The organism is Streptomyces sp. NK15101 (genome assembly GCF_020400725.1).
Taxonomy (GTDB): domain Bacteria; phylum Actinomycetota; class Actinomycetes; order Streptomycetales; family Streptomycetaceae; genus Streptomyces.
In genome coordinates this window covers 70,265-87,673 of the sequence record NZ_JAINVG010000029.1, presented here as the reverse complement: position 1 = coordinate 87,673, position 17,409 = coordinate 70,265, and the positions used below count along the sequence as shown (strand labels likewise).

General features: G+C 73.3%; 17 protein-coding genes and 1 riboswitch. Of the genes, 10 read left to right on the top strand and 7 right to left on the bottom strand.

What is annotated here, in order from left to right:
* Window positions 1-67 precede the first annotated feature (67 nt).
* Window positions 68-754, bottom strand: coding sequence for a hypothetical protein (locus tag K7G60_RS17845; protein ID WP_225801911.1), 687 nt, complete (start codon window positions 752-754; stop codon window positions 68-70).
* A gap of 80 nt (window positions 755-834) precedes the next feature.
* Between K7G60_RS17845 and K7G60_RS17840 the strand changes: the two genes are divergently transcribed.
* A complete protein-coding gene (locus K7G60_RS17840) occupies window positions 835-1,131 on the top strand; it encodes a hypothetical protein (RefSeq protein ID WP_225801910.1) in 297 nt (98 codons plus the stop codon).
* Between the two features lie 49 nt (window positions 1,132-1,180).
* Here K7G60_RS17840 and K7G60_RS17835 read toward each other — a convergent pair whose 3' ends face one another.
* Together K7G60_RS17835 and K7G60_RS17830 are read right to left on the bottom strand one after the other, a co-directional pair.
* Complete coding sequence (locus K7G60_RS17835; RefSeq protein WP_225801909.1) at window positions 1,181-1,915, bottom strand: TetR/AcrR family transcriptional regulator; 735 nt, start codon at window positions 1,913-1,915, stop codon at window positions 1,181-1,183.
* Window positions 1,916-2,040: 125 nt separating this feature from the next.
* Window positions 2,041-3,576 (bottom strand): FAD-dependent monooxygenase, encoded by a 1,536-nt coding sequence (locus tag K7G60_RS17830; RefSeq protein ID WP_225801908.1) that lies wholly within the window; start codon window positions 3,574-3,576, stop codon window positions 2,041-2,043.
* A gap of 605 nt (window positions 3,577-4,181) precedes the next feature.
* On the opposite strand from K7G60_RS17830, the gene K7G60_RS17825 reads away from it, so the two are divergent.
* From K7G60_RS17825 to K7G60_RS17805, 5 genes are all read left to right on the top strand, one after another.
* On the top strand, window positions 4,182-4,904 hold the full coding sequence (locus K7G60_RS17825; protein ID WP_225801907.1) for a beta-glucanase: 723 nt from the start codon (window positions 4,182-4,184) through the stop codon (window positions 4,902-4,904).
* A 145-nt stretch (window positions 4,905-5,049) separates the two neighbouring features.
* Window positions 5,050-5,781 carry a hypothetical protein gene (locus K7G60_RS17820; RefSeq protein ID WP_225801906.1) on the top strand — a complete coding sequence of 244 codons (732 nt, stop codon included), beginning with the start codon at window positions 5,050-5,052 and terminating at the stop codon, window positions 5,779-5,781.
* A gap of 256 nt (window positions 5,782-6,037) precedes the next feature.
* Entirely contained in the window at window positions 6,038-7,090 is a 1,053-nt protein-coding gene (locus tag K7G60_RS17815) for an iron-siderophore ABC transporter substrate-binding protein (protein WP_225801905.1), read from the top strand.
* Window positions 7,091-7,104: 14 nt separating this feature from the next.
* Complete coding sequence (locus K7G60_RS17810; RefSeq protein WP_225801904.1) at window positions 7,105-8,139, top strand: iron ABC transporter permease; 1,035 nt, start codon at window positions 7,105-7,107, stop codon at window positions 8,137-8,139.
* Entirely contained in the window at window positions 8,136-9,224 is a 1,089-nt protein-coding gene (locus K7G60_RS17805; RefSeq protein ID WP_225801903.1) for an iron chelate uptake ABC transporter family permease subunit, read from the top strand. The genes K7G60_RS17810 and K7G60_RS17805 overlap by 4 nt, the downstream gene beginning before the upstream one ends.
* Before the next feature lie 8 nt (window positions 9,225-9,232).
* On the opposite strand, the gene K7G60_RS17800 is transcribed toward K7G60_RS17805, so the two are convergent.
* Window positions 9,233-9,808 (bottom strand): histidine phosphatase family protein, encoded by a 576-nt coding sequence (locus tag K7G60_RS17800; protein WP_225801902.1) that lies wholly within the window; start codon window positions 9,806-9,808, stop codon window positions 9,233-9,235.
* Window positions 9,809-9,973: 165 nt separating this feature from the next.
* Window positions 9,974-10,051: riboswitch (cobalamin riboswitch) on the top strand.
* A 59-nt stretch (window positions 10,052-10,110) separates the two neighbouring features.
* Between K7G60_RS17800 and K7G60_RS17795 the strand changes: the two genes are divergently transcribed.
* Window positions 10,111-10,338, top strand: a complete 228-nt coding sequence (locus K7G60_RS17795) for a CbtB-domain containing protein (RefSeq protein ID WP_093872497.1) — start codon at window positions 10,111-10,113, stop codon at window positions 10,336-10,338.
* A 14-nt stretch (window positions 10,339-10,352) separates the two neighbouring features.
* The gene (locus K7G60_RS17790) at window positions 10,353-11,171 is read left to right on the top strand and encodes a CbtA family protein (RefSeq protein WP_225801901.1); all 819 of its coding nucleotides are present in this window, start codon (window positions 10,353-10,355) and stop codon (window positions 11,169-11,171) included.
* Window positions 11,172-11,680: 509 nt separating this feature from the next.
* Here the strand turns inward: K7G60_RS17790 and K7G60_RS17785 are convergent.
* Window positions 11,681-12,262 (bottom strand): TetR/AcrR family transcriptional regulator, encoded by a 582-nt coding sequence (locus K7G60_RS17785; RefSeq protein WP_225801900.1) that lies wholly within the window; start codon window positions 12,260-12,262, stop codon window positions 11,681-11,683.
* Window positions 12,263-12,326: 64 nt separating this feature from the next.
* On the opposite strand from K7G60_RS17785, the gene K7G60_RS17780 reads away from it, so the two are divergent.
* On the top strand, window positions 12,327-12,887 hold the full coding sequence (locus K7G60_RS17780) for an SRPBCC family protein (protein WP_225801899.1): 561 nt from the start codon (window positions 12,327-12,329) through the stop codon (window positions 12,885-12,887).
* A 357-nt stretch (window positions 12,888-13,244) separates the two neighbouring features.
* Here the strand turns inward: K7G60_RS17780 and K7G60_RS17770 are convergent, their stop codons facing one another.
* A complete protein-coding gene (locus K7G60_RS17770; RefSeq protein WP_225801898.1) occupies window positions 13,245-13,475 on the bottom strand; it encodes a hypothetical protein in 231 nt (76 codons plus the stop codon).
* Between the two features lie 444 nt (window positions 13,476-13,919).
* Here K7G60_RS17770 and K7G60_RS17765 point away from each other — a divergent pair, with 444 nt between their 5' ends.
* Window positions 13,920-15,137, top strand: coding sequence for an endonuclease/exonuclease/phosphatase family protein (locus K7G60_RS17765; protein WP_225801897.1), 1,218 nt, complete (start codon window positions 13,920-13,922; stop codon window positions 15,135-15,137).
* A gap of 206 nt (window positions 15,138-15,343) precedes the next feature.
* Here the strand turns inward: K7G60_RS17765 and K7G60_RS17760 are convergent, their stop codons facing one another.
* Window positions 15,344-16,897, bottom strand: a complete 1,554-nt coding sequence (locus K7G60_RS17760) for a polysaccharide lyase family 1 protein (RefSeq protein WP_225801896.1) — start codon at window positions 16,895-16,897, stop codon at window positions 15,344-15,346.
* Window positions 16,898-17,409: the final 512 nt, after the last annotated feature.

The following is a 17,409-nucleotide window of genomic DNA, read 5'->3' as shown; positions in this document are numbered from 1 at the left end:
ACATGATCGGCCGGACAGCTCCTAGCGGCCGCCCGGCCCACTCCGTACCGGCCCACTCCGCCCCGGCTCACTCCGTACCGGCCACGAACTCCCGGTCGCCGTACCGGATCTCCGCCCGGTCCCAGTCGGCGCCGAGGGCGGTCGTGAACCTGCGGGCCAGCGGGAGGTCGTCGACCGGGGCCACGAGGACGAGCCGACCGTCGAGGGTGACGGAACCGCCGCCCAGCTTGTCGCGGGCCTCCGGGTCCGCGACGAGCGCCTCCCGCAGGCCGCTCACGCGGACGCCGGGGACCTCGATCTCGACCGCGTCGGTCTCCGGCGACGTGCGCGGCAGGCAGCGGAAGGTGAGGACGGCCTCCTGGTCGTACTGCTTGGCGATGACGCCCGCGATGTGGTGGAGCCCGTCGCGGCCGACCCTCTCGACGTCGAACTCGCGGGACCGCTCGTACGTCGCCTGCTTCAGCTCCTCGGACCAGAAGACGTCGTCCAGCAGCTCCGATCCGCCCGGACGTGCGCCGTGGGCGCGGATGATCCGCCGCACCTCGTGCCCGAAGCGGGTGAGGCGGGTGTCGAGCCCGGGGTCGTCGGGATCGGTGATGACGGCGGTGTTGTCGGTCGCGAAGATCTCCGCCGTCGGACAGTCCTGCGCGGCGGGGTTCGCGTACGTGCTCGGCGCGCTCACGACACCCAGCAGCAGGGCGGCGGCGGTGGAAGCGAGAAGGCGGACGCGCCGCCCGGTGTCGGCGTTCTTCATGGCGTGATCAACGATCCCCGCCGAAGATCGTTGCGTCGCGAGCCCCACCACGCGTCCCCACACGCCCCACGGCGTGCCTGGTGACGATCGCGGCACTGAGCGCCGTCGGTTTCCTGCTCGACGGGCTGGTCTTCCACGTCTCGATCTTCGCGGCCGACGGCTGCGGAACCGGCGATCCCGCGCCCCTGTGCGCCGGGGCCGGGACCCTGGCGATGTGGGCACTGCCCTGGATCGGCCCGGGCCTCGCCGCGGTGGCCTCGCCGGTGCTCGGCGTGGCGGCCTGGCGCCGCGGGCGCACTCCGTGGGCGTACCTGCCGGTCGGCACCTTGCTGTACGTGGCGGGGCCCGTCGGGGCGTGGACGGTCGTGCGGGCCTGAGCCCGGGCACGCGCGCGCCCGTCCTGGGTGCGGATCCGTGTCGTGACTCCTACGGGCGGTTCCCGGGCGGGTGGTGGAGCCGGTCGAGGCCCAGGACGAGGAGGGTGAGGCCGAACTCGAACTCCTCGTCCGGGGAGACGGCGGTGAGGGTTTCGGCGGTCCGGAGCAGGGCGGGGTACGAGGCGGGGTCGAGCCCCCGGTAGAAGGCGGCGAGGTCCGCGCCGTCGTCGGGGGCGGTGCCCGGCCCGTGCTGTTGGGCGGTGAAGCCGATGACGTAGTGCGTGACGGCGGTGAAGGCCCGGGCGGCGAGCTCCGCGGGCAGGCCGTGGGCCAGGAGGGCGGCCAGGACGCGCTCGCGCTGGGCGAGTCCGTGGGGGCCGACCGGTACGTGGGCGATGAGCGGGGGCAGGGTGTGGGGGTGGCGCCGCAGGGCGTCGTGGAACCGGTGGGCGGTGACCGTGAGGGCCTCCCGCCAGTCGGCCGTGTCCTCGGCGAGGCCGTCGAGGTCGGCCTCGCCGAGGACGCGGTCGACGACGTGGGCCAGGATCTCGTCCTTGCCGTCGAAGTGGCGGTAGAGCGTGGCCGTACCGGAGTTCAGCTCCTCGGCCAGCATGCGCAGGGAGAACGCCTGGACGCCGTGCTCGTCGACCAGGCGCAGCGCGGTGTCGACGATCCGCGCGGGGTCGAGCGCGGGCCGGCCGCGCCGGGGCCCGGCCGGGGGTACGGGTGCGGGGCGTGCGGCCCACCAGGCCGGGCTGCCGGGAGGTGGCGGGGTGGCGGGCATGGGGCGGGCTCTCTCTCGCTGGGCGCGGTCGCCGGGCGCCGGCGGCCTTCGGGGGGTGCGGTGGACACCGTACCCGCCGAAGGTGTGCGCCCCGGGGGGACGTCAGGCGGTGGGGAGGCCGCCGGTCAGCGCGGCGACGGCGGGGAGGGGATCCCCGGTGCCGTCCACGGCGGAGAGACGACCGATGTGGCCGACATGGCCGACGTGGCCGTCCGGACGGATGAGCAGGAGCGTGTCCTCGGTGATTCCGTACGCGGTGAGCAGGGCCGCTTCCCCGGGCGTACGGGGCGTGGTGTGCGGGAGCGCGGTGTGGCGGCGCAGCGGGACGCCGGTGCTCGGCCAGGGGAGGCGGTGTGCGGCGGCGGTGGCGCGGGCGCCGAAGGCGAGGGCGGTGAAGTGCGGGCCCCGGTAGAGGTCGAAGAGTGCGGCCGCCGTGGCGGTGGGCCGGGGCAGTCGGGCGTCGGGGGCGCGGTCGCCGCAGCGCAGGGTCGTGGTGCGGGGTGCGCCGGTGGGGGCGAGCGGGCCGCCGAAGTAGGAGATGTCGAGCTGGTGTTCTCCGGGGCCCCGGGTGAGCCGACGGGGGCGGGGGCGGCCAGTCCTTCGTAGAGCTCGGCGGAGCGGCCGAGGACCCGGGCGGCGACGGGGCGGCGTTCGCGCTCGTAGCTGTCCAGGAGCGAGGTGTCGGCGCCGGCGAGGACCTGGTGGAGTTTCCAGCCGAGGTTGTGCGCGTCCTGGACTCCGGTGTTGAGGCCCTGCGCTCCGGCGGGGGTGTGGACGTGGGCCGCGTCTCCACACAGGAGGAGCCGGCCGTTGCGGTAGCGCTCGGCGAGGCGGACATTGGGGCGGAAGACGGAGGCCCAGCTGATGTCGCGGAGAGTGAGGGAGCGGCCGGCCCGGCGGCGGAGGAGATCCGCGAGGCGGGCCTCGGTCAGGGCGGCGGGTTCGATCGGGTCGCCCGGCCGCGTTCCGATCATGATCTGGAAGCGGCCGTCGGCGCCCGGCAGCGGGCAGGCCGCGATGCCGCGTCCGCCGGTGCGGGGCCAGATGTGCCAGTGGTCGTGGGAGAGACCGTCCACGGCGGCGTCCACGAGGATCGTCCGGTCGGCCTCGTCGGTGGTGCCTTCGAAGGCGATGCCGGCGGCCTTGCGCACGGTGCTGGCGCCGCCGTCGGCGCCGACGACGTACCGGGCCGTCAGGAGGCGGCCGTCGCCCAGGCGTACGGCGCAGGACCCGGCGTCCTGGGTGATCTCCTCGGCCCGGACGCCGAACTCGACGTCGCCGCCGAGCCGTCGGACGGCTCCGTGGAGGAGGGCGGTGGTGGCGTACTGCGGGAGGAGCAGGACGTCGGGGTAGGGCGTGCCGGCGCCGTCCGGGGCGGTGGCGTGCATCCGCCAGGTCTTGGTGAAGGGGCCGAAGTGGAGTCCCATCGGCGGGTAGGCGCCGCCGGCCGCGAGGGCGGCTGCGGCCAGGCCGAAGCCGTCGAGGACTTCAAGGGTGCGCGGCTGGACGCCTTTGGCCCGCGAGCCCTCGAACCGTTCCTCCTCCCGCTCCACCAGCCGGACCGCGATCCCCCGGCGGGCCAGGTCGAGGGTGAGGGCGAGCCCTACGGGACCCGCCCCGATGACGATGACGTCGGCCGACGCCGTACCCGTGTCGCTCACGTCCGCTGCTCCCCGTGGATCGCCTGATCTCCGAACCGCACCCTTTTAACGGATACAGCGTAACCATAAATGGCGCTCGCGGCACCCGCCTGCCCGGTCGCCGGAAAGCCGCCGGGTGGAGTGGCGTGGGCGTGGGGTTCGGCCGTCCTGGAGGACGACCGCCCCGCCGTCGATCCGTCCCCGGCGCAGGCGTTCGCACGCCTCCGGTGCCTCGTCCGGGCCGTACGTCCCGACATGGACGCCGACGGCACCGGCCCGGGGCAGACCGAACACCTCGCTCGGTTCGGCTCGGGCCTTCAGTGCGGAGAGGTGACGGGACCTCGTGCGGCAGGACGGCGGTGCGGCCGGGCCCACCCGCGCCGATGACGACGGCGCCGCCGCCGGGGACGAACGTCAGGCGTGTTCGAGTACCGCCGCGCCGGCGAGGCCGACCGCACCGCGCCGGTGAGGCCGACCGCGCCGCGCCGGGCGCGACGCAGGCCGAGCCGCTGCCGGAGGCACCGGTGACGACTTGTCGCCAACTACCCGTCCCCCGCGCTTGCCCCGGGCAAGGTGGGGCAGATTGCCCCTGGGCCGACGGAGGCCCGAACGAAAGGGGTGTCGCCGTGCCGAACGATTTCTTCGACCGGCTCCGGCGGGGCGGCGAGCGCTCCGGCGGGGGCGGCCCGGCGTCGGCCCGCGCCGAACTCGTCCTCGACGCGGACTTCTCCTCAGCCGAGCAGTGGGTCGCGGGCCGCTCGTGGGCGTATCCCGGCGGCGGACCGACGAACCCCGGCGACAACAAGCTCGACCACTTGGTGGAGGACCCCTCGTACAGCCGGACGGGGACGTTCCGGGCCACTCGAAGAAGCGACGGCCTCTGGGACGCCGGGCTGCTCACGACGGAGGGCAGCGCGGAGGGCTTCCAGGTGCGGGCGGGCGACGTCCTGGAGGCCCGGGTGCGACTGCCCGAGGAGACGGGCGCCTGGCCGGCGATCTGGACCTGGCTCGACGGCGGCCAGGAGGTCGACGTCTTCGAATACCACCCCGACAACCCGGACCTCCTGGAGCTGTCGAACCGGGTGCGGGGCCGTTACCTCTATTTCCGGGACCCGGCCGTCCGGCCCGGGGCGTGGGTGGACCTTCGGGTCGAGTTGGGAGCGCGGTCCGTCGTCTGGTGGGTCAACGGCGCCCGCGTCTTCGACGACCGCCGGGGGGTGGGGCGCTCCTGGCGGGCCCATCTCATCGTGAACCTGTCGGTCTGCGCGGGCCGGTACCACCCGGCACCCGACCCGGACGCGACGGAGATGTCGTACGAGGTGGCGGAGTTGCGCGTGTACCGGCGCTGAACGTTCACGTCCGGTCTTCTCCGCCGTCGCCGCGGGCGCGGCGCGGGCGGGAAGGGTGCGTCGGGACGCCGGGTGTTGCGTAGGCTCGAACGGAGCGTTCCGTGTGGCCGAAGCACCGCGCCGTCCCTACGACGAGGAGGACCCTGTGAGCACCGCCGGAGAAGGACGGCAGCAGCTGGACGAGGCCAGTGTCCTCAATGCGAAGAGGACACTCCTCCAGTTGCTCGCCCGGGCGGGCGTCTGGTCCGGCGACGCGGAGGAGCTGATCGGGTTCGTCGAGGCGGGCGCGCTGGCCCTCGCGTACCAGGAGATCGGCGCGGCCGGGCGGAGCGCGCCGGAGGGGAAGGGCGAGCCGTACGCCTCGGGCTGGCTCGACGGGGCGCGGGCCGTCATCGACGAGCTGGGCGCGGTCTCCGAGCGGGCGCTGAGGCACGCCGTCGCCTCGGATCCGTCGGCCGCCTCTCCGGACGACCGTCCGCCCGTCGGCCGGACGGAGCTGGAGCGGACCAAGGTGGCGGTGACTCCGCTCTACCTCTCCTTCGCCGACGTCTCCGATCTCGACCCGGAGGTCACCGAGCAGGTGCTGCGGGCCCTCCTCGGCACGATGAGCTCGCGTCAGCGGGCGGGGTACGCGGGCCGGCTCACCGAGTTCACCTCGGCCCACCGTGCGCGCCTGGAGCGGCTGTACGCCGAGTACGGGCCCGGCAGCGCGATCGCGATCCACGGCCGGTACTCCCTGATCCACTCTCCCACCAGCGTGGCCGTCCTGGAACGGCTCGCCACGTCCCCGGCGGACCTGCACGAGGAATGGGACGCCGCCGAGCTGCCGCCGGCGTGGCTGGACGGCCTGACGACGGCGTGGGAGGCCTCGGCCTGACGGCGGCGCGGAGCCTCGGGCCGACGGCGGCGCGGAGCCTCGGGCCGACGGCGGAAAAGGGAGTACGTGGGAGGCGTCAGCCTGACGGCGTTTCATCCGGCGGTCGGGTGGTCGGACCCTGGCGCTCCACACCGAACGGGGATAGGTTAGGCTCACCTAACAAGCGCCTCGCAATGGCCGCTGCCTCGGCATTCCCATGTCTGGAGGGGCGTCGGCGGGGCGTCAGCACACCTCTGCCCGGAGACAAGGATCCGTCATGCCTTCTGTGTTCACCCCCCTCCGCCGCCGCGTTCTCGTGGCGGGCGCCGCCGCGGTCTCGCTCGGCCTCATGGTGACCGGGTGCGGCTCGGACGACAAAAAGGACGACGCGAAGGACACGGCGGCCAAGGCTCCGGCGGGGGCGTTCCCCGTCACCATCAAGAGCGCCCTCGGCGAGGCCGTCATCAAGGAGAAGCCGAAGCGCGTCGTCACCCTCGGCCAGGGTTCCGCCGAGACCGCCATCGCCCTCGGCAACGTCCCCGTCGGCATCGAGAGCTACCCCTGGGGCAGCGACAAGACGGGCTACCTGCCCTGGATCCACGACGCCGTGAAGAAGTCCGGCGCCACGCTGCCCAAGCAGTTCGACGGCGGCGAGGAGCTCGACATCGAGGCCATCACCGAGCTCGAGCCCGACGTCATCCTCGCCCCCTGGTCGGGCATCACGCAGAAGCAGTACGACCTCCTCAAGGACATCGCGCCGACCGTCGCCTACCCCGACAAGGCGTGGAGCACCGACTGGGACCAGCAGATCGAGATCGTCGCGAAGGCGCTCGGCCAGCCGGAGAAGGCCAAGGAGCTCACCTCCAAGATCGACAAGCAGCTCGCCGACGCCGCGGCCACGCGCCCGAACTACAAGAACGTCACGTTCTCGTACATCTACAACACCGGCCCCGGCACCCTCGGCGTCTTCAAGCCCGAGGAGCAGCGCGTCGCGATGGTCTCCAAGCTGGGCCTCAAGGTCGACCCGATCGTGAACACCTTCAAGGAGACCGAGGGCACCGACTCCGCCCTCATCGGCCTGGAGAACGCCAACAAGCTCTCCAAGAGCGACATCGCCTTCACCTTCTACATGGACGACAAGTCCCGCAAGGAGATCGAGGCGCAGCCGCTGTACGCGGCCATCCCCGCGGTCAAGAAGGGCGCGCTCGTCTACAGCAACGACCAGCCCTTCGTCACCGCCTCGTCGATGATCAACCCGCTGACGGTGCCGTACAGCATCGAGCGGTACCTCCCGATGATCGACAAGGCCGTCGCCAAGGCCGGGAAGTAGCAGCGGGTCCAGGCGTGACCACTCTCTCCCGGATCGGGCAGGGCCCCGCCGTCGTACGGCGGGGCCCTGCCCGGCACTTCGCAGCCGCCGCCCTGTGCCTGGTCCTGCTCGCCCTGGCGGTCCTCGCCAGCGTGATGTTCGGCAGCAAGCCGACGCCCGCCGCCGACGTCCTCCGGGTCGTCACCGGTGACGGCGACGGCTACCTCCGCACCGTCGTCGAGAGCCGCTATCCGCGCACCGCGCTCGGTCTGCTCGCGGGTCTCTGCCTCGGGGTCGCCGGCACGCTGATGCAGGGCATCACCCGTAATCCGCTCGCCGAGCCGGGACTTCTCGGCATCAACGCGGGCGCGTCGGCCGCCATCGTCGCCGCGACCGCGTTCCTCGGCGCCTCCGGGCAGCGCGAGACCATCTGGTGGGCCCTCGCCGGCGCCCTGGCGACCGGTGTGGTCGTCCACCTCGTCGGCACGGCCGGCGGTGGCGGCGGGCCGGTCCGTCTGGTGCTCGCCGGTGCGGTGCTCTCCGCCGTCCTCGCCGCGTTCATCCAGGCCGTCGCGCTGTCCCGGCCGCAGGTCTTCGACACGTACCGCTACTGGGTGGTGGGCTCGCTCGGCGGGCGCGGCTTCGACGCCTTCTGGGCCGTCCTGCCGTTCGCCGCCGTCGGGTTCGTCCTCGCCGTGCTCCTCGCGCCGGGGCTCAACGCCATGGCGATGGGCGACGACAAGGCCGCCTCCCTCGGCATCAGCCCCGCCCGCGTGAAGGGCGCCGGTCTCCTCGCCGCGACGCTGCTCAGCGCCGCGGCGACGGCCGCCGTCGGCCCCATCGCCTTCGTCGGGCTCGCCGTCCCGCACCTCGTCCGGGCGCTCGTGGGCACCGACTTCCGCCTGCAGATCCTCTTCACCTCGCTCGCGGGGCCCACCCTGCTGCTGTTCGCCGACGTCATCGGCCGGGTGCTGCTCCGCCCGCAGGAGCTCATGGTCGGCGTCGTCACCGCCTTCGTGGGCGCGCCCGCGCTGCTGTTCGCCGTCCGTCGTATGAGGGGAGCGGCATGAAGACCGCCGAGCGGATCGACATCCCGGCCGTGACGGCGTCGCGGCCCCTCCGGCCCGCGGGCCGGAGCCTCCTGCGGGTCGGCCCGTGGGTCGCCGTCCCCGTGCGCCGCCCCACGGTGATCGCCGCGGCGGTGACGCTGCTGCTGCTTCTCGGGGCGGCCGTGGCGACCCTTTCACTGGGCCGGCTCGGCATCGACCTGGCCGACCTTCCGTCGGCGCTGGCGGGCGAGGCCGGGGGCAAGAACGCCTTCGTGCTGAACCGGCTGCGCGGCCCGCGGCTCGTCGTCGCCATCGCCGCCGGCGCGGCCTTCGGCCTGTCCGGGGCCCTCTTCCAGTCGGTCACCCGCAACCCGCTGGGCAGCCCCGACGTCATCGGGCTCGGCGCCGGTTCCGGGGCGGGTGCGGCGGCCGCCGCGCTGTTCTTCCCCGACCTCGTGCCGGTGCCCGTCGGCGCGCTGCTCGGCGCCGTGATCGCCATGGCCGTCGTCTACTTCTCCACGGGGTCGGGATTCCGCAATCCGGGGCGCCTGGTGGTGGCCGGCATCGGTGTGGCCGCGATGTCCACCGCCCTCACCCAGTACGTGGTCTACGCCGTCGAGCGGGACAAGGCGAGCGCGCTGACCGCCTACATCAACGGAAGCCTGGCCGCCCGCTCCTGGGACGACGCGAGGACGATCGGGCTGGTGCTGCTCGTCTGCCTGCCGCTCGCCGCGCTTCTCGCCCGGCCGCTGAGCATCGGCGAGATGGGCGACGACCTCTCGACGGGCCTGGGCACCCGTCCGGCCCGCACGGCGACCGCGGCGGTCTCGCTGTCGATCGCCCTCTCCGCCGGCGCGGTCAGCGTCGCCGGGCCGATCGCCTTCGTCTCCCTGACGGCACCGCAGATCGCCAAGCGGGTCACCCGCAGCGGCGGCCCGCACCTGGTCATGTCGACCCTGCTCGGTGCGCTGCTGCTGGTCCTCGCCGACCTCGCCGCCCAGCAGTTGCCGCTCTTCGACAACCTGCCGGTCGGCCTGTACACGATGGCCGTCGGAGGGGCGTACCTCGGCTACCTCCTGCTGCGGGAGTGGAAGCGCCCGGCCTGACGGGCCGTCTACGGCCGCGGTGCGAGCGGCTCGCCCGGGCGCAGGTTCCAGCGGCCGGCGCGGCCGCTGAGGTGGACGGCGGTCAGGGGGCGGACGTCCAGGCGCCAGGCCGTCGCGTCCGGTGCCGCGAGGGCGTGGACCATCGCGGCGCGGATCACGTCCGGTTCGGCGACCGCGGTGACGCGGCCGGAGCCGGTCCGGAGGCCGTCGAGCCAGGCGCCGACGCGGGCGCGCAGGTCGCGCAGGGACTCCCCTCCGTGCGGGGCCGCCTCCGGGTCGGACAGCCAGGCGGCGACCCCGGCCTCCTCGGCGGCGGCCACCTCCGTCAGGGTCCGCCCGCGCCACCGGCCCATGGCGCAGCCGGCGAGTTCGGCGAGGGGCTCCGCGCGCAGGCCCAGGGCCTCCGCCGTGCCACGGCAGCGCCGGGACGGGGAGGTGTACGCGCGCGGCAACGGGTCGACGGCGGAGGCGACGGTCTCGGCGCGGGCGAGGCCCGCCGGGTCGAGAGGACCGTCGTCGTCGAACCGCACCTCGCGGAGCGCTTCGCTCGGCGCGGGCGAGATCAGCGTCAACCGGACTGTCATCGGCATCCTTTGCGACGGGCGGGACGGCGGGGCCGTTGTGGTCGGAGTGGCGCGTGGGACTCTACCCGGGGGCGTACGAAGGTGATCCAGGCCTCACACCCTTGGCTGGGGCCCCCGCGCGCGGTACGGTCAGGCGACATTTGAACAGCGTGACGACGGCGAGACGGAAGTCCGGTGAGAATCCGGCACGGTCGCGCCACTGTGTGCCGCGGCGGCCCCCTGGGGCGTCACGGCGAGTCAGACCCGTGGACCGTCGTCCTGCACCACCGTCTGGGACGCGAGTTCCCGCAGGAGGTTCCATCATGGCCGAGGCCGTCGTCTCCGCTGCTGTTTCCGCCCCTTCCGTCGCCGTACCGGCTCCGCTGCCCGTGCGCGCGGTGCTGCCCTGGGCCTTCTTCGTCGGGCTCCTCGCGCTGATCGCGCTGTACTTCGTGGGCGCCGAGCAGGGGGCCACCTCCCTGATCGCCGGCACCGACGTGCACGAGTGGGTGCACGACGGACGTCACCTGCTCGGCTTCCCCTGCCACTGAGGGGCGCCCCGCACATGCACGCCTCGACCGTTCGATCCCTGCTGGTCCGCGGCATGCTCGCGGGCCTGATCGCGGCACTGTTCGCCTTCGCCGTGGCCTACGCGGTGGGTGAGCCGCCCGTGAACGGCGCGATCGCCGTGGAGGAGGCCCAGGCCGCCGGGGAAGCCCCGGCCGGCCACGGCTCCCACGCGGACCACGGCGGCACCGTCGCCGTGGAGTCCGCCGAGGAGGAGGGGATCAGCCGCTCCGTCCAGTCCACCTTCGGCCTCGCCACCGGCGTCCTCGTCTACGGGGTGGCGCTCGGCGGCATCGCGTCCCTGGCGTTCTCCTTCGCACTGGGCCGGGTGGGCCGCTTCAGCCCCCGGGCGACGGCGGCGCTCACGGCCGCCGCCGCGTTCACCACCGTCTATCTGGTGCCGTTCCTCAAGTACCCGGCGACCCCGCCGGCCGTCGGCAATCCGGACACCATCGGGAAGCGCACCACCCTGTTCTTCCTGATGATCCTGCTCAGTGTGCTGCTCGGTGTCGCCGCCCTGATCGCCGGGCGACGGCTCGCGCCGCGCCTGGGGAACTGGAACGCCACCCTGGCGGCCGGAGCCGGCTTCGTCGTCGTGACGGCGGTCGCCTTCGCCGTCCTGCCGGACAACGAGGACGCCGTCGCGGCGGGCTTCCCGGCCGCGCTGCTCTGGGAGTTCAGGCTCGCCTCCCTGGCCGTCCAGGCCGTGCTGTGGGCGGTGTTCGGGATCGTCTTCGGCGTCCTCGCGCAGAAGGCGCTGACGCCCCGGACGGCCGCCGGCCAGGAGGTCGGGCTCGGAGCCCCCGCCGCCGGCTGACCGGCGCACCCTCAGACGACGCTGCCCCGTCCACCTCCCCGGTGGGCGGGGCAGCGTCGTCGTTCCGGCTGCGCGCGCCCACGACGCTCCAGTCACCGACCGGGAGCGCGCACCGCGGCCCTCCGCGGAACGGCGAGGGCCTGTCACGGTGTTGCGCCGCTCGTACGCCTCACGGCCGAAGGACGGCGGCCTGCCGCCCCGGCTTCCGCACCGCAGGCGGTGGCCCCGTCGATCGGCCGCGTGCTGGTGTGCGCACACGATGCCGGCCGGCACGGCGTCGCTCGTCGGGGGGTCGGCCCGGTGCGGAGCCGCCACACCTCCCGCACGAGCGCGTACGAGGCACCGAGGTCGAACTCCCGTCGTCGCCCGGAGGGCGACCCCGCGGCGCCGGGTGCGTGCTCCCGGCACGCCGGGCACGAGTCCTCGTACTGAACGTACTCGAACCTGTGCCCGGTGCGGCGAGAGCGCGTGCACGGCGCCGCGGGACAGGCGGGGGTCGACGACAGGACCTAGGTCAGGAGTGCCGTCGTGCACTGCTCGGTGAGGTCCTCGGCGTGAGGCGGCAGGGTGCCGCCCGTGCGCAGGTGGCGGCGGACCACGGTCAGCGGGAGGTCGACGAGCGCCAGGGCGACGCGGTCCCGGGCCTGCTCGTCCCGGGCGCCCAGGGCTTCCGCGAGGCGGGCCAGGGCGGCGAACACCCGGCTGTTGCCGGCGTCGGCGCGCCGGCCGTGCTCCTCGGACCAGTCGGCGCGGCCGAAGTCCGAGGCGCCGTAGAGGAGGAGGACCGCCTCGTGCGGGTTCTCGCGGCACCAGGCCACCACGTACCGGGAGGCCGTGCGGGCCGCCCGGTGCGGATCGGGCTCCTCGGTCAGGACGGCGAGGTAACCCTCCTGGAAACGCTCCACCGTGCGCAGCCACACCTCGGCGAGGAGCACCGTGCGCCCGGCGAAGCGGTGGTACACCGAGCCGCTGGGCGCGCCGACGGCCTGGGCGACGGCCGACATGGTCACGGCGTGAGGTCCGCCGGAGGCCGCGAGGCGGACGGCGGCGTCGAGGAGTTGGTCCGTGTCGAACCGGGGTGGTCTCACCATGAATCAGAGAGTACTCTCCAATTAATTGGAGAGAGGTCTCCAATACTCTTGAGGGGAGGGACGCATGGGCGTCCACAACGTGCACGAGCGCCTGCTGCCCGTGGCGGAGAGCGAGGTCGGCGCACTCATCGACACCCTGGCGAGCGGGGAGGGCGACCGGCTCTGGCCGGGCGCCGCCTGGGCGCCGATGGAGTTCGACCGCCCGCTGGGAGCCGGCGCGGTGGGCGGTCACGGGCCGGTGCGCTACACCGTGGCCGGGTACGCGCCCGGGCGCTGGATCCGCTTCGAGTTCACCGGTCCCCGCGGCTTCCAGGGCTTCCACGAACTGGCCGTGCTCCCCGCCGGCTCCGACCGCACGACGCTGCACCACACCCTCGCCATGACCCCCAGGGGCCCGGCCCGTCTGACCTGGCCCCTGGCCTGGCGCCCACTGCACGACGCCTGCCTGGAGGACGCCCTCGACCGCGCCGAGCTCGCCTGCACCGGCACCGTGCGGCGCCCGGCCCGGTGGTCGCCGTACGTCCGCCTGCTCCGCGCACTGGCGAGCGCCGCGACGCGCCGGAACGTGAAGCGCCAGGCGGTGTCGTCACATGTCACGCCCGCATCGGGAGTGATGCAGGAGTGACGGCGGCTTTGCAGGACCCGGCGGTCTTCTCGTGCCGGGTGGCGATGCCGTGCCACCGCTTGAGGCGGGTGAAACACCCTTCCACGACGTTGCGGTGCCCGTAGACCTCACGATCGAAGGCCGGCCGCCGTGGCTGCCGCGCCGGATCAGGCTGCGGACCCGACCGGCCCGTCCGGGGATCGCGTGCGGGAGGCCGCGGCGGCAGAGCCCAATGCGGATCGCCTTCGAGCCGGGGCCCTTGCCGCCCAGGACGTGAGCGGGCCGGCCCAGGGGCCGGCCCGCGCGGCCCCCTTTTTCCGGCCCCGCCGCATGCCTTCGCCCCGTTCAAGAGCAGGACGGTGCCGGAAACTCCCGCGATCAGTACACCTGGAACACCGTGAACGACCCGAAGCCGAACAGGTCGGCGAGCGCCACCAGACCGAGGGCCACGCCGCCGCCCACCAGGGGAAGGACGGGTACGAGCAGGAAGGCCGGCCCGGCGGCGAACTGCGCGGCGTTGCGGTGTCGCAGTCGGTTGACGCCCGGGTTCCGCGGATCGTAGACGATCTCCTCCTCGTCGCGCCCCCGTTCGTACCCCGGTACGCGCACGGGGCCCCTTCGGCGTCCGTGAACAAGCAGACGTACGACGCGTCGGGGTCTCCCGCGTCCACGGAACCCGGCTGACCGGTGGGTCCGCGCCGCGTCCGACTCCTGTCCGGTCAGGACGACGGCGGGTGTACGTCCACGGGGTCCGCGCACCTCCACGCGTTCGATCGCCGCCCCGGGTATCCGACTGACCTCCCGCCTCGACCGCAGCAGCTCCCCGACCGCAGCCGGGCACGCTGTCCGGGCGTTCCGCGAAGGCCGAACAGCGGGGCGACGCGCCCAGGTTCACCGAAGTCCCCGCCCGCCATCGCAGACGCCGCGGCAGCGATCCGGCTACGGCTCCGCTCATGAGCCGCCGGACAGTGCCTGACCGGCCCCCACCGAACGTGGCATGTTCACGTGGCGCTTAAGATCATCGCCTTTGCCGATTCCGACACAAGGGAAGCGATGAGAATACGCGGGATCCTGGCGGCCTTCGTGGTCGCCCTCTCCGTCGTCCTGATGGCGGGCCTGGCCCAGAGCGGGGCGGACCTGCTGCGGGCCGACCGCCCGGCGGTGACGGAGACGAAGCGCACGACGGCGGGCGCGGAAACATGGGTGACGGGGCCCGGAACCCAGGTCCAGCTCCGGGCGATCACCTTCAACATGTGCGGTGGCATGTGCAACGGGGGCGCCACCGACCGGCTGCACCTCGTCCAGCAAGAGATCGCGAAGTTCCAGCCGCCGGCGCACCTGATCATGCTGCAGGAGGTGTGCTACTCGCAGTTCGAGTGGTTCCAGAGCACGTACGCGGGCACCTACGAGTTCAGTTTCACGCCCATGCTCACCAACTACCCGAGCTGTGGTCTGTCCAACTGCTCCGTGAACATGGACAGCGACCCGAACAACGACGACAGGCGCTGCTGGGTCGGCCAGGTCCTCGGTGCCCGTGGGGCGCTGGGCGCGAAGGAGGAGATCTCCCTCGGCGGCGAGAACCACCAGGTCGACAACAGCGGCAAGCCGCTTTCCCTGCCGCGGACGTTCAACGCCCTCTGTCACGACGTGACCCTGGACGGCGTCCCCGGCAAGGTGAAGGGCTGCAGCACGCACCTGTACGCCTACAACGACGCCAAGGGCATCGGCCACCGGGCGCGCACCGCCCAGGCGGCGCGTCTCGCCTCCGAACTCGACGACGACATCGACGCCGGCAAGGTCGTCGTGGTCGGCGGGGACTTCAACGCGGTTCCGCAGCCGGACAAGGTCCCGGTCCTGGACAGCTTCTACCGTTCCACCGCCGCGCCGGGCGGCGGCATCGGCCGGTTCTTCGAAGCCGACACCACCGACGACCGCGACCCCGACGGCCCCGAGCCCCCCCTCTGGACTCAGCCGGTCCCGGACTGCGTCAAGTCCCAGGAAGTAGAGACCTGCCGGAGCGGCCAGTCCACGGTCGTCGACGTGTCCCCGACGGAGGCGCGCAACAGCAAGATCGACTACCTCTTCTTCTCCGAGGCCGCCGGAGCCGCGACGCTCAGCGCCGCTCCCTACGCGATGTACTTCGACGATGCCGCGCGCACGTCCATCACGTACGACCAGGATCTGGCCGCCAGGGCCTCCAACGGCGACTACCTGAAGCTGTCGGACCACACCCTCTACCGCGGTTGGTCGACGGTCACCGTCGAACCCTGACCCTCCGGTGACGGGTGCCGTGACCCGACCGATGGCCCGTGCCGCACGACGTGTGCGGCACGGGCCGTTCGTTCGCGTCAACCGCGCGTGCAGGACGCCGGCCGTGCCTTCTCCTTCGCCGCGTGCGGCTCCACCACCACCCGCGAGCCGCATGTCAGCGAGAGGTCGATCGGCACGGTGACCGACCATGATCCGCTGGACACCCCCTAGCCGGCGTAGGTCTCGAGCTCGGCCACCTGCGGCGTTCCGGTCGAGCCGGTGATCTCGAAGGTGATCTTGCTCGGCGAGGTCCGGGGAAACGTGATGACGCCCGCCCCGCTGCCCGAGGCCAGGACGGCTCCCGTGTCGGCGTTGACGACCCGCCAGGAGCCGATGCGGCCCGTGGCGCCCGCCGTCTCCCGGATCCCGATCACGGAAACGGCGGTGGCGGTGCCCCACTTGATCGACACGGAGCCGGTCGTGCCGGCCGGCGACCAGTAGGTGTTCATGTCGCCGTCCCGCACGCTGCCGTAACTCGTGCCGGTGGCCTTGCTGGAGCCGTCCGAGCCGGCCCCGATGCTGAGGTTCGTCCCGGTCGGCGCGGTGGACGTTGGGGTGGGGGTGGGGGTGGGGGTGGTCGCCGTGGGTGTGGGTGTGGGTGTGGGTGTCGGTGTCGGTGTCGGTGTCGGTGTCGACGTGGGCGTGGGTGTCTGGGGCGAGCAGTTGCCGTCCGACACCAGCAGGCCCTTGCCGGCGCCCGCCGTCCGGCTCACGATGTCCGGTACGCAGGCCGCGTCGTCGAGGACGTAGGCGTACGGGATGCTCACCGTGGTGTTCGACCGCGGGTCCGGTCCGGCCGGGTGGTACTCGCTGCCGGGGCTCGACCAGGTCACGTTGTCGAAGACGTTGCCGCCGACCTGCCAGTAGCCGGCCGCGTCGGTGTAGAAGGTGCCGAGGACGTCCTTGGAGTCCTCGAAGTAGTTGTTGTCCACCTTGGCGTGCGCACCGGCACGGGAGTTGATGCCCGACTCGTTCAGGCGCAGGTAGTGGTTGTCGTACATGTGGGCGGTGCCGCCGCGCAGCAGGGGAGCGCGGGAGTCGATGTTCTCGTACAGGTTGTGGTGGTACGTGATGAAGCCGTTGGAGAGCTCCGTCTCGCTGGAGCCGACGAGCCCGCCACGGCCGGAGTTGCGCAGGATGCTGTAGGAGAGCGTCACGTACCGGGTGTTGTCCTTCATGTCGAAGAGGCCGTCGTAGCCCTCGGACTCCCCGCCGGACGCCTCCAGGGTGACGTGGTCGACCCAGACGTTGCGGACATTGCTCTCCATGCCGATGGCGTCACCGCCGTTGGACGTGGGCGAGCCCGACTTCTTGACGTTCCGGACGGTCACGTTCTGGACGATGATGTTGCTCGACTCACGGATGTGGATGCCGAGTTGGTCGAAGACGGCACCGCTGCCGACACCGACGAGCGTGACGTTGCCGATCTGCTTGAGCTCGATCACCCCGTCGGCGGTGTTGCAGCCGGTGCCCGACACCTTGGCGGTGTTGGCGTGGTTGATCGTGCCCTCGACCTCGATGATGAGCGGGGTGCTGCTGGTGGCGCGGGCGCACAGTGCGGCGTGGATCGCGGTCCCCGTGGTGGCCCGGACCCTCTGTCCGCCCGCGCCGCCGGTGGTCCCGCCGTTCTGGGTCGCGTAGCCGGTGGCCGCCCTGCTGGCCCTGGCCGCCCTGTCCCTGGCCCTGGCCGCCCTGGCGCTGACGCTGGCCGCCCTGGCCACCGCCCTGCTGCTCGTCGCCCTTGCGGTCGCGCTGACGGTCACGGCGGTCACGGCGGTCGCCGCGCTCCCCGCGCTCGCCGCGGTCGCGACGGCCGCGGCCCTCGGCGCCGTCGGCGACGGCCTCGGCCTTGGCGTCGGCCTGCGGCTCGGCCTTGACCTCGCGGGTCTCGGTGCGGGCCTCGGTCTTGACGACCTGGACGGCCTCGGCCTTGGCCTCGCCCTCCGGGGAACCGGCGGGGGCGGTGGCGCGGCGACGACGGCGCTCGCCGGCCGGGGCCTCGTCGCCGGCTCCCTGGTCGAGCGCGGCCGAGGCCTTCGGGGACGGCTGGCCCGGGATGTCGATCTGCTGCTGGGCGACGGCCTTCTCGGCCTTCTCCTCCTTGGGAGCGGCGGCCTCGGCGGCCTCGCCCGTGCGGGTCTTGGAGGTGGCGCGGCGCTTCGGCTTGGCCTCGGCGGCGTCGGCGGCCTTGGCGGGGGCGGCGGAGCCTCCGGCCTGCGCCTCCTTGATGACC

What these genes read in the sequence shown, in the direction of transcription:
- K7G60_RS17845 (WP_225801911.1), bottom strand. Translation starts at nt 754, where the DNA reads ATGAAGAACGCCGACACCGGGCGGCGCGTCCGCCTTCTCGCTTCCACC.
- K7G60_RS17835 (WP_225801909.1), bottom strand. Translation starts at nt 1,915, where the DNA reads ATGCCCGCCACCCCGCCACCTCCCGGCAGCCCGGCCTGGTGGGCCGCA.
- K7G60_RS17815 (WP_225801905.1), top strand. Translation starts at nt 6,038, where the DNA reads ATGCCTTCTGTGTTCACCCCCCTCCGCCGCCGCGTTCTCGTGGCGGGC.
- K7G60_RS17805 (WP_225801903.1), top strand. Translation starts at nt 8,136, where the DNA reads ATGAAGACCGCCGAGCGGATCGACATCCCGGCCGTGACGGCGTCGCGG.
- K7G60_RS17800 (WP_225801902.1), bottom strand. Translation starts at nt 9,808, where the DNA reads ATGACAGTCCGGTTGACGCTGATCTCGCCCGCGCCGAGCGAAGCGCTC.
- K7G60_RS17795 (WP_093872497.1), top strand. Translation starts at nt 10,111, where the DNA reads ATGGCCGAGGCCGTCGTCTCCGCTGCTGTTTCCGCCCCTTCCGTCGCC.
- K7G60_RS17790 (WP_225801901.1), top strand. Translation starts at nt 10,353, where the DNA reads ATGCACGCCTCGACCGTTCGATCCCTGCTGGTCCGCGGCATGCTCGCG.
- K7G60_RS17785 (WP_225801900.1), bottom strand. Translation starts at nt 12,262, where the DNA reads ATGGTGAGACCACCCCGGTTCGACACGGACCAACTCCTCGACGCCGCC.
- K7G60_RS17780 (WP_225801899.1), top strand. Translation starts at nt 12,327, where the DNA reads ATGGGCGTCCACAACGTGCACGAGCGCCTGCTGCCCGTGGCGGAGAGC.
- K7G60_RS17765 (WP_225801897.1), top strand. Translation starts at nt 13,920, where the DNA reads ATGAGAATACGCGGGATCCTGGCGGCCTTCGTGGTCGCCCTCTCCGTC.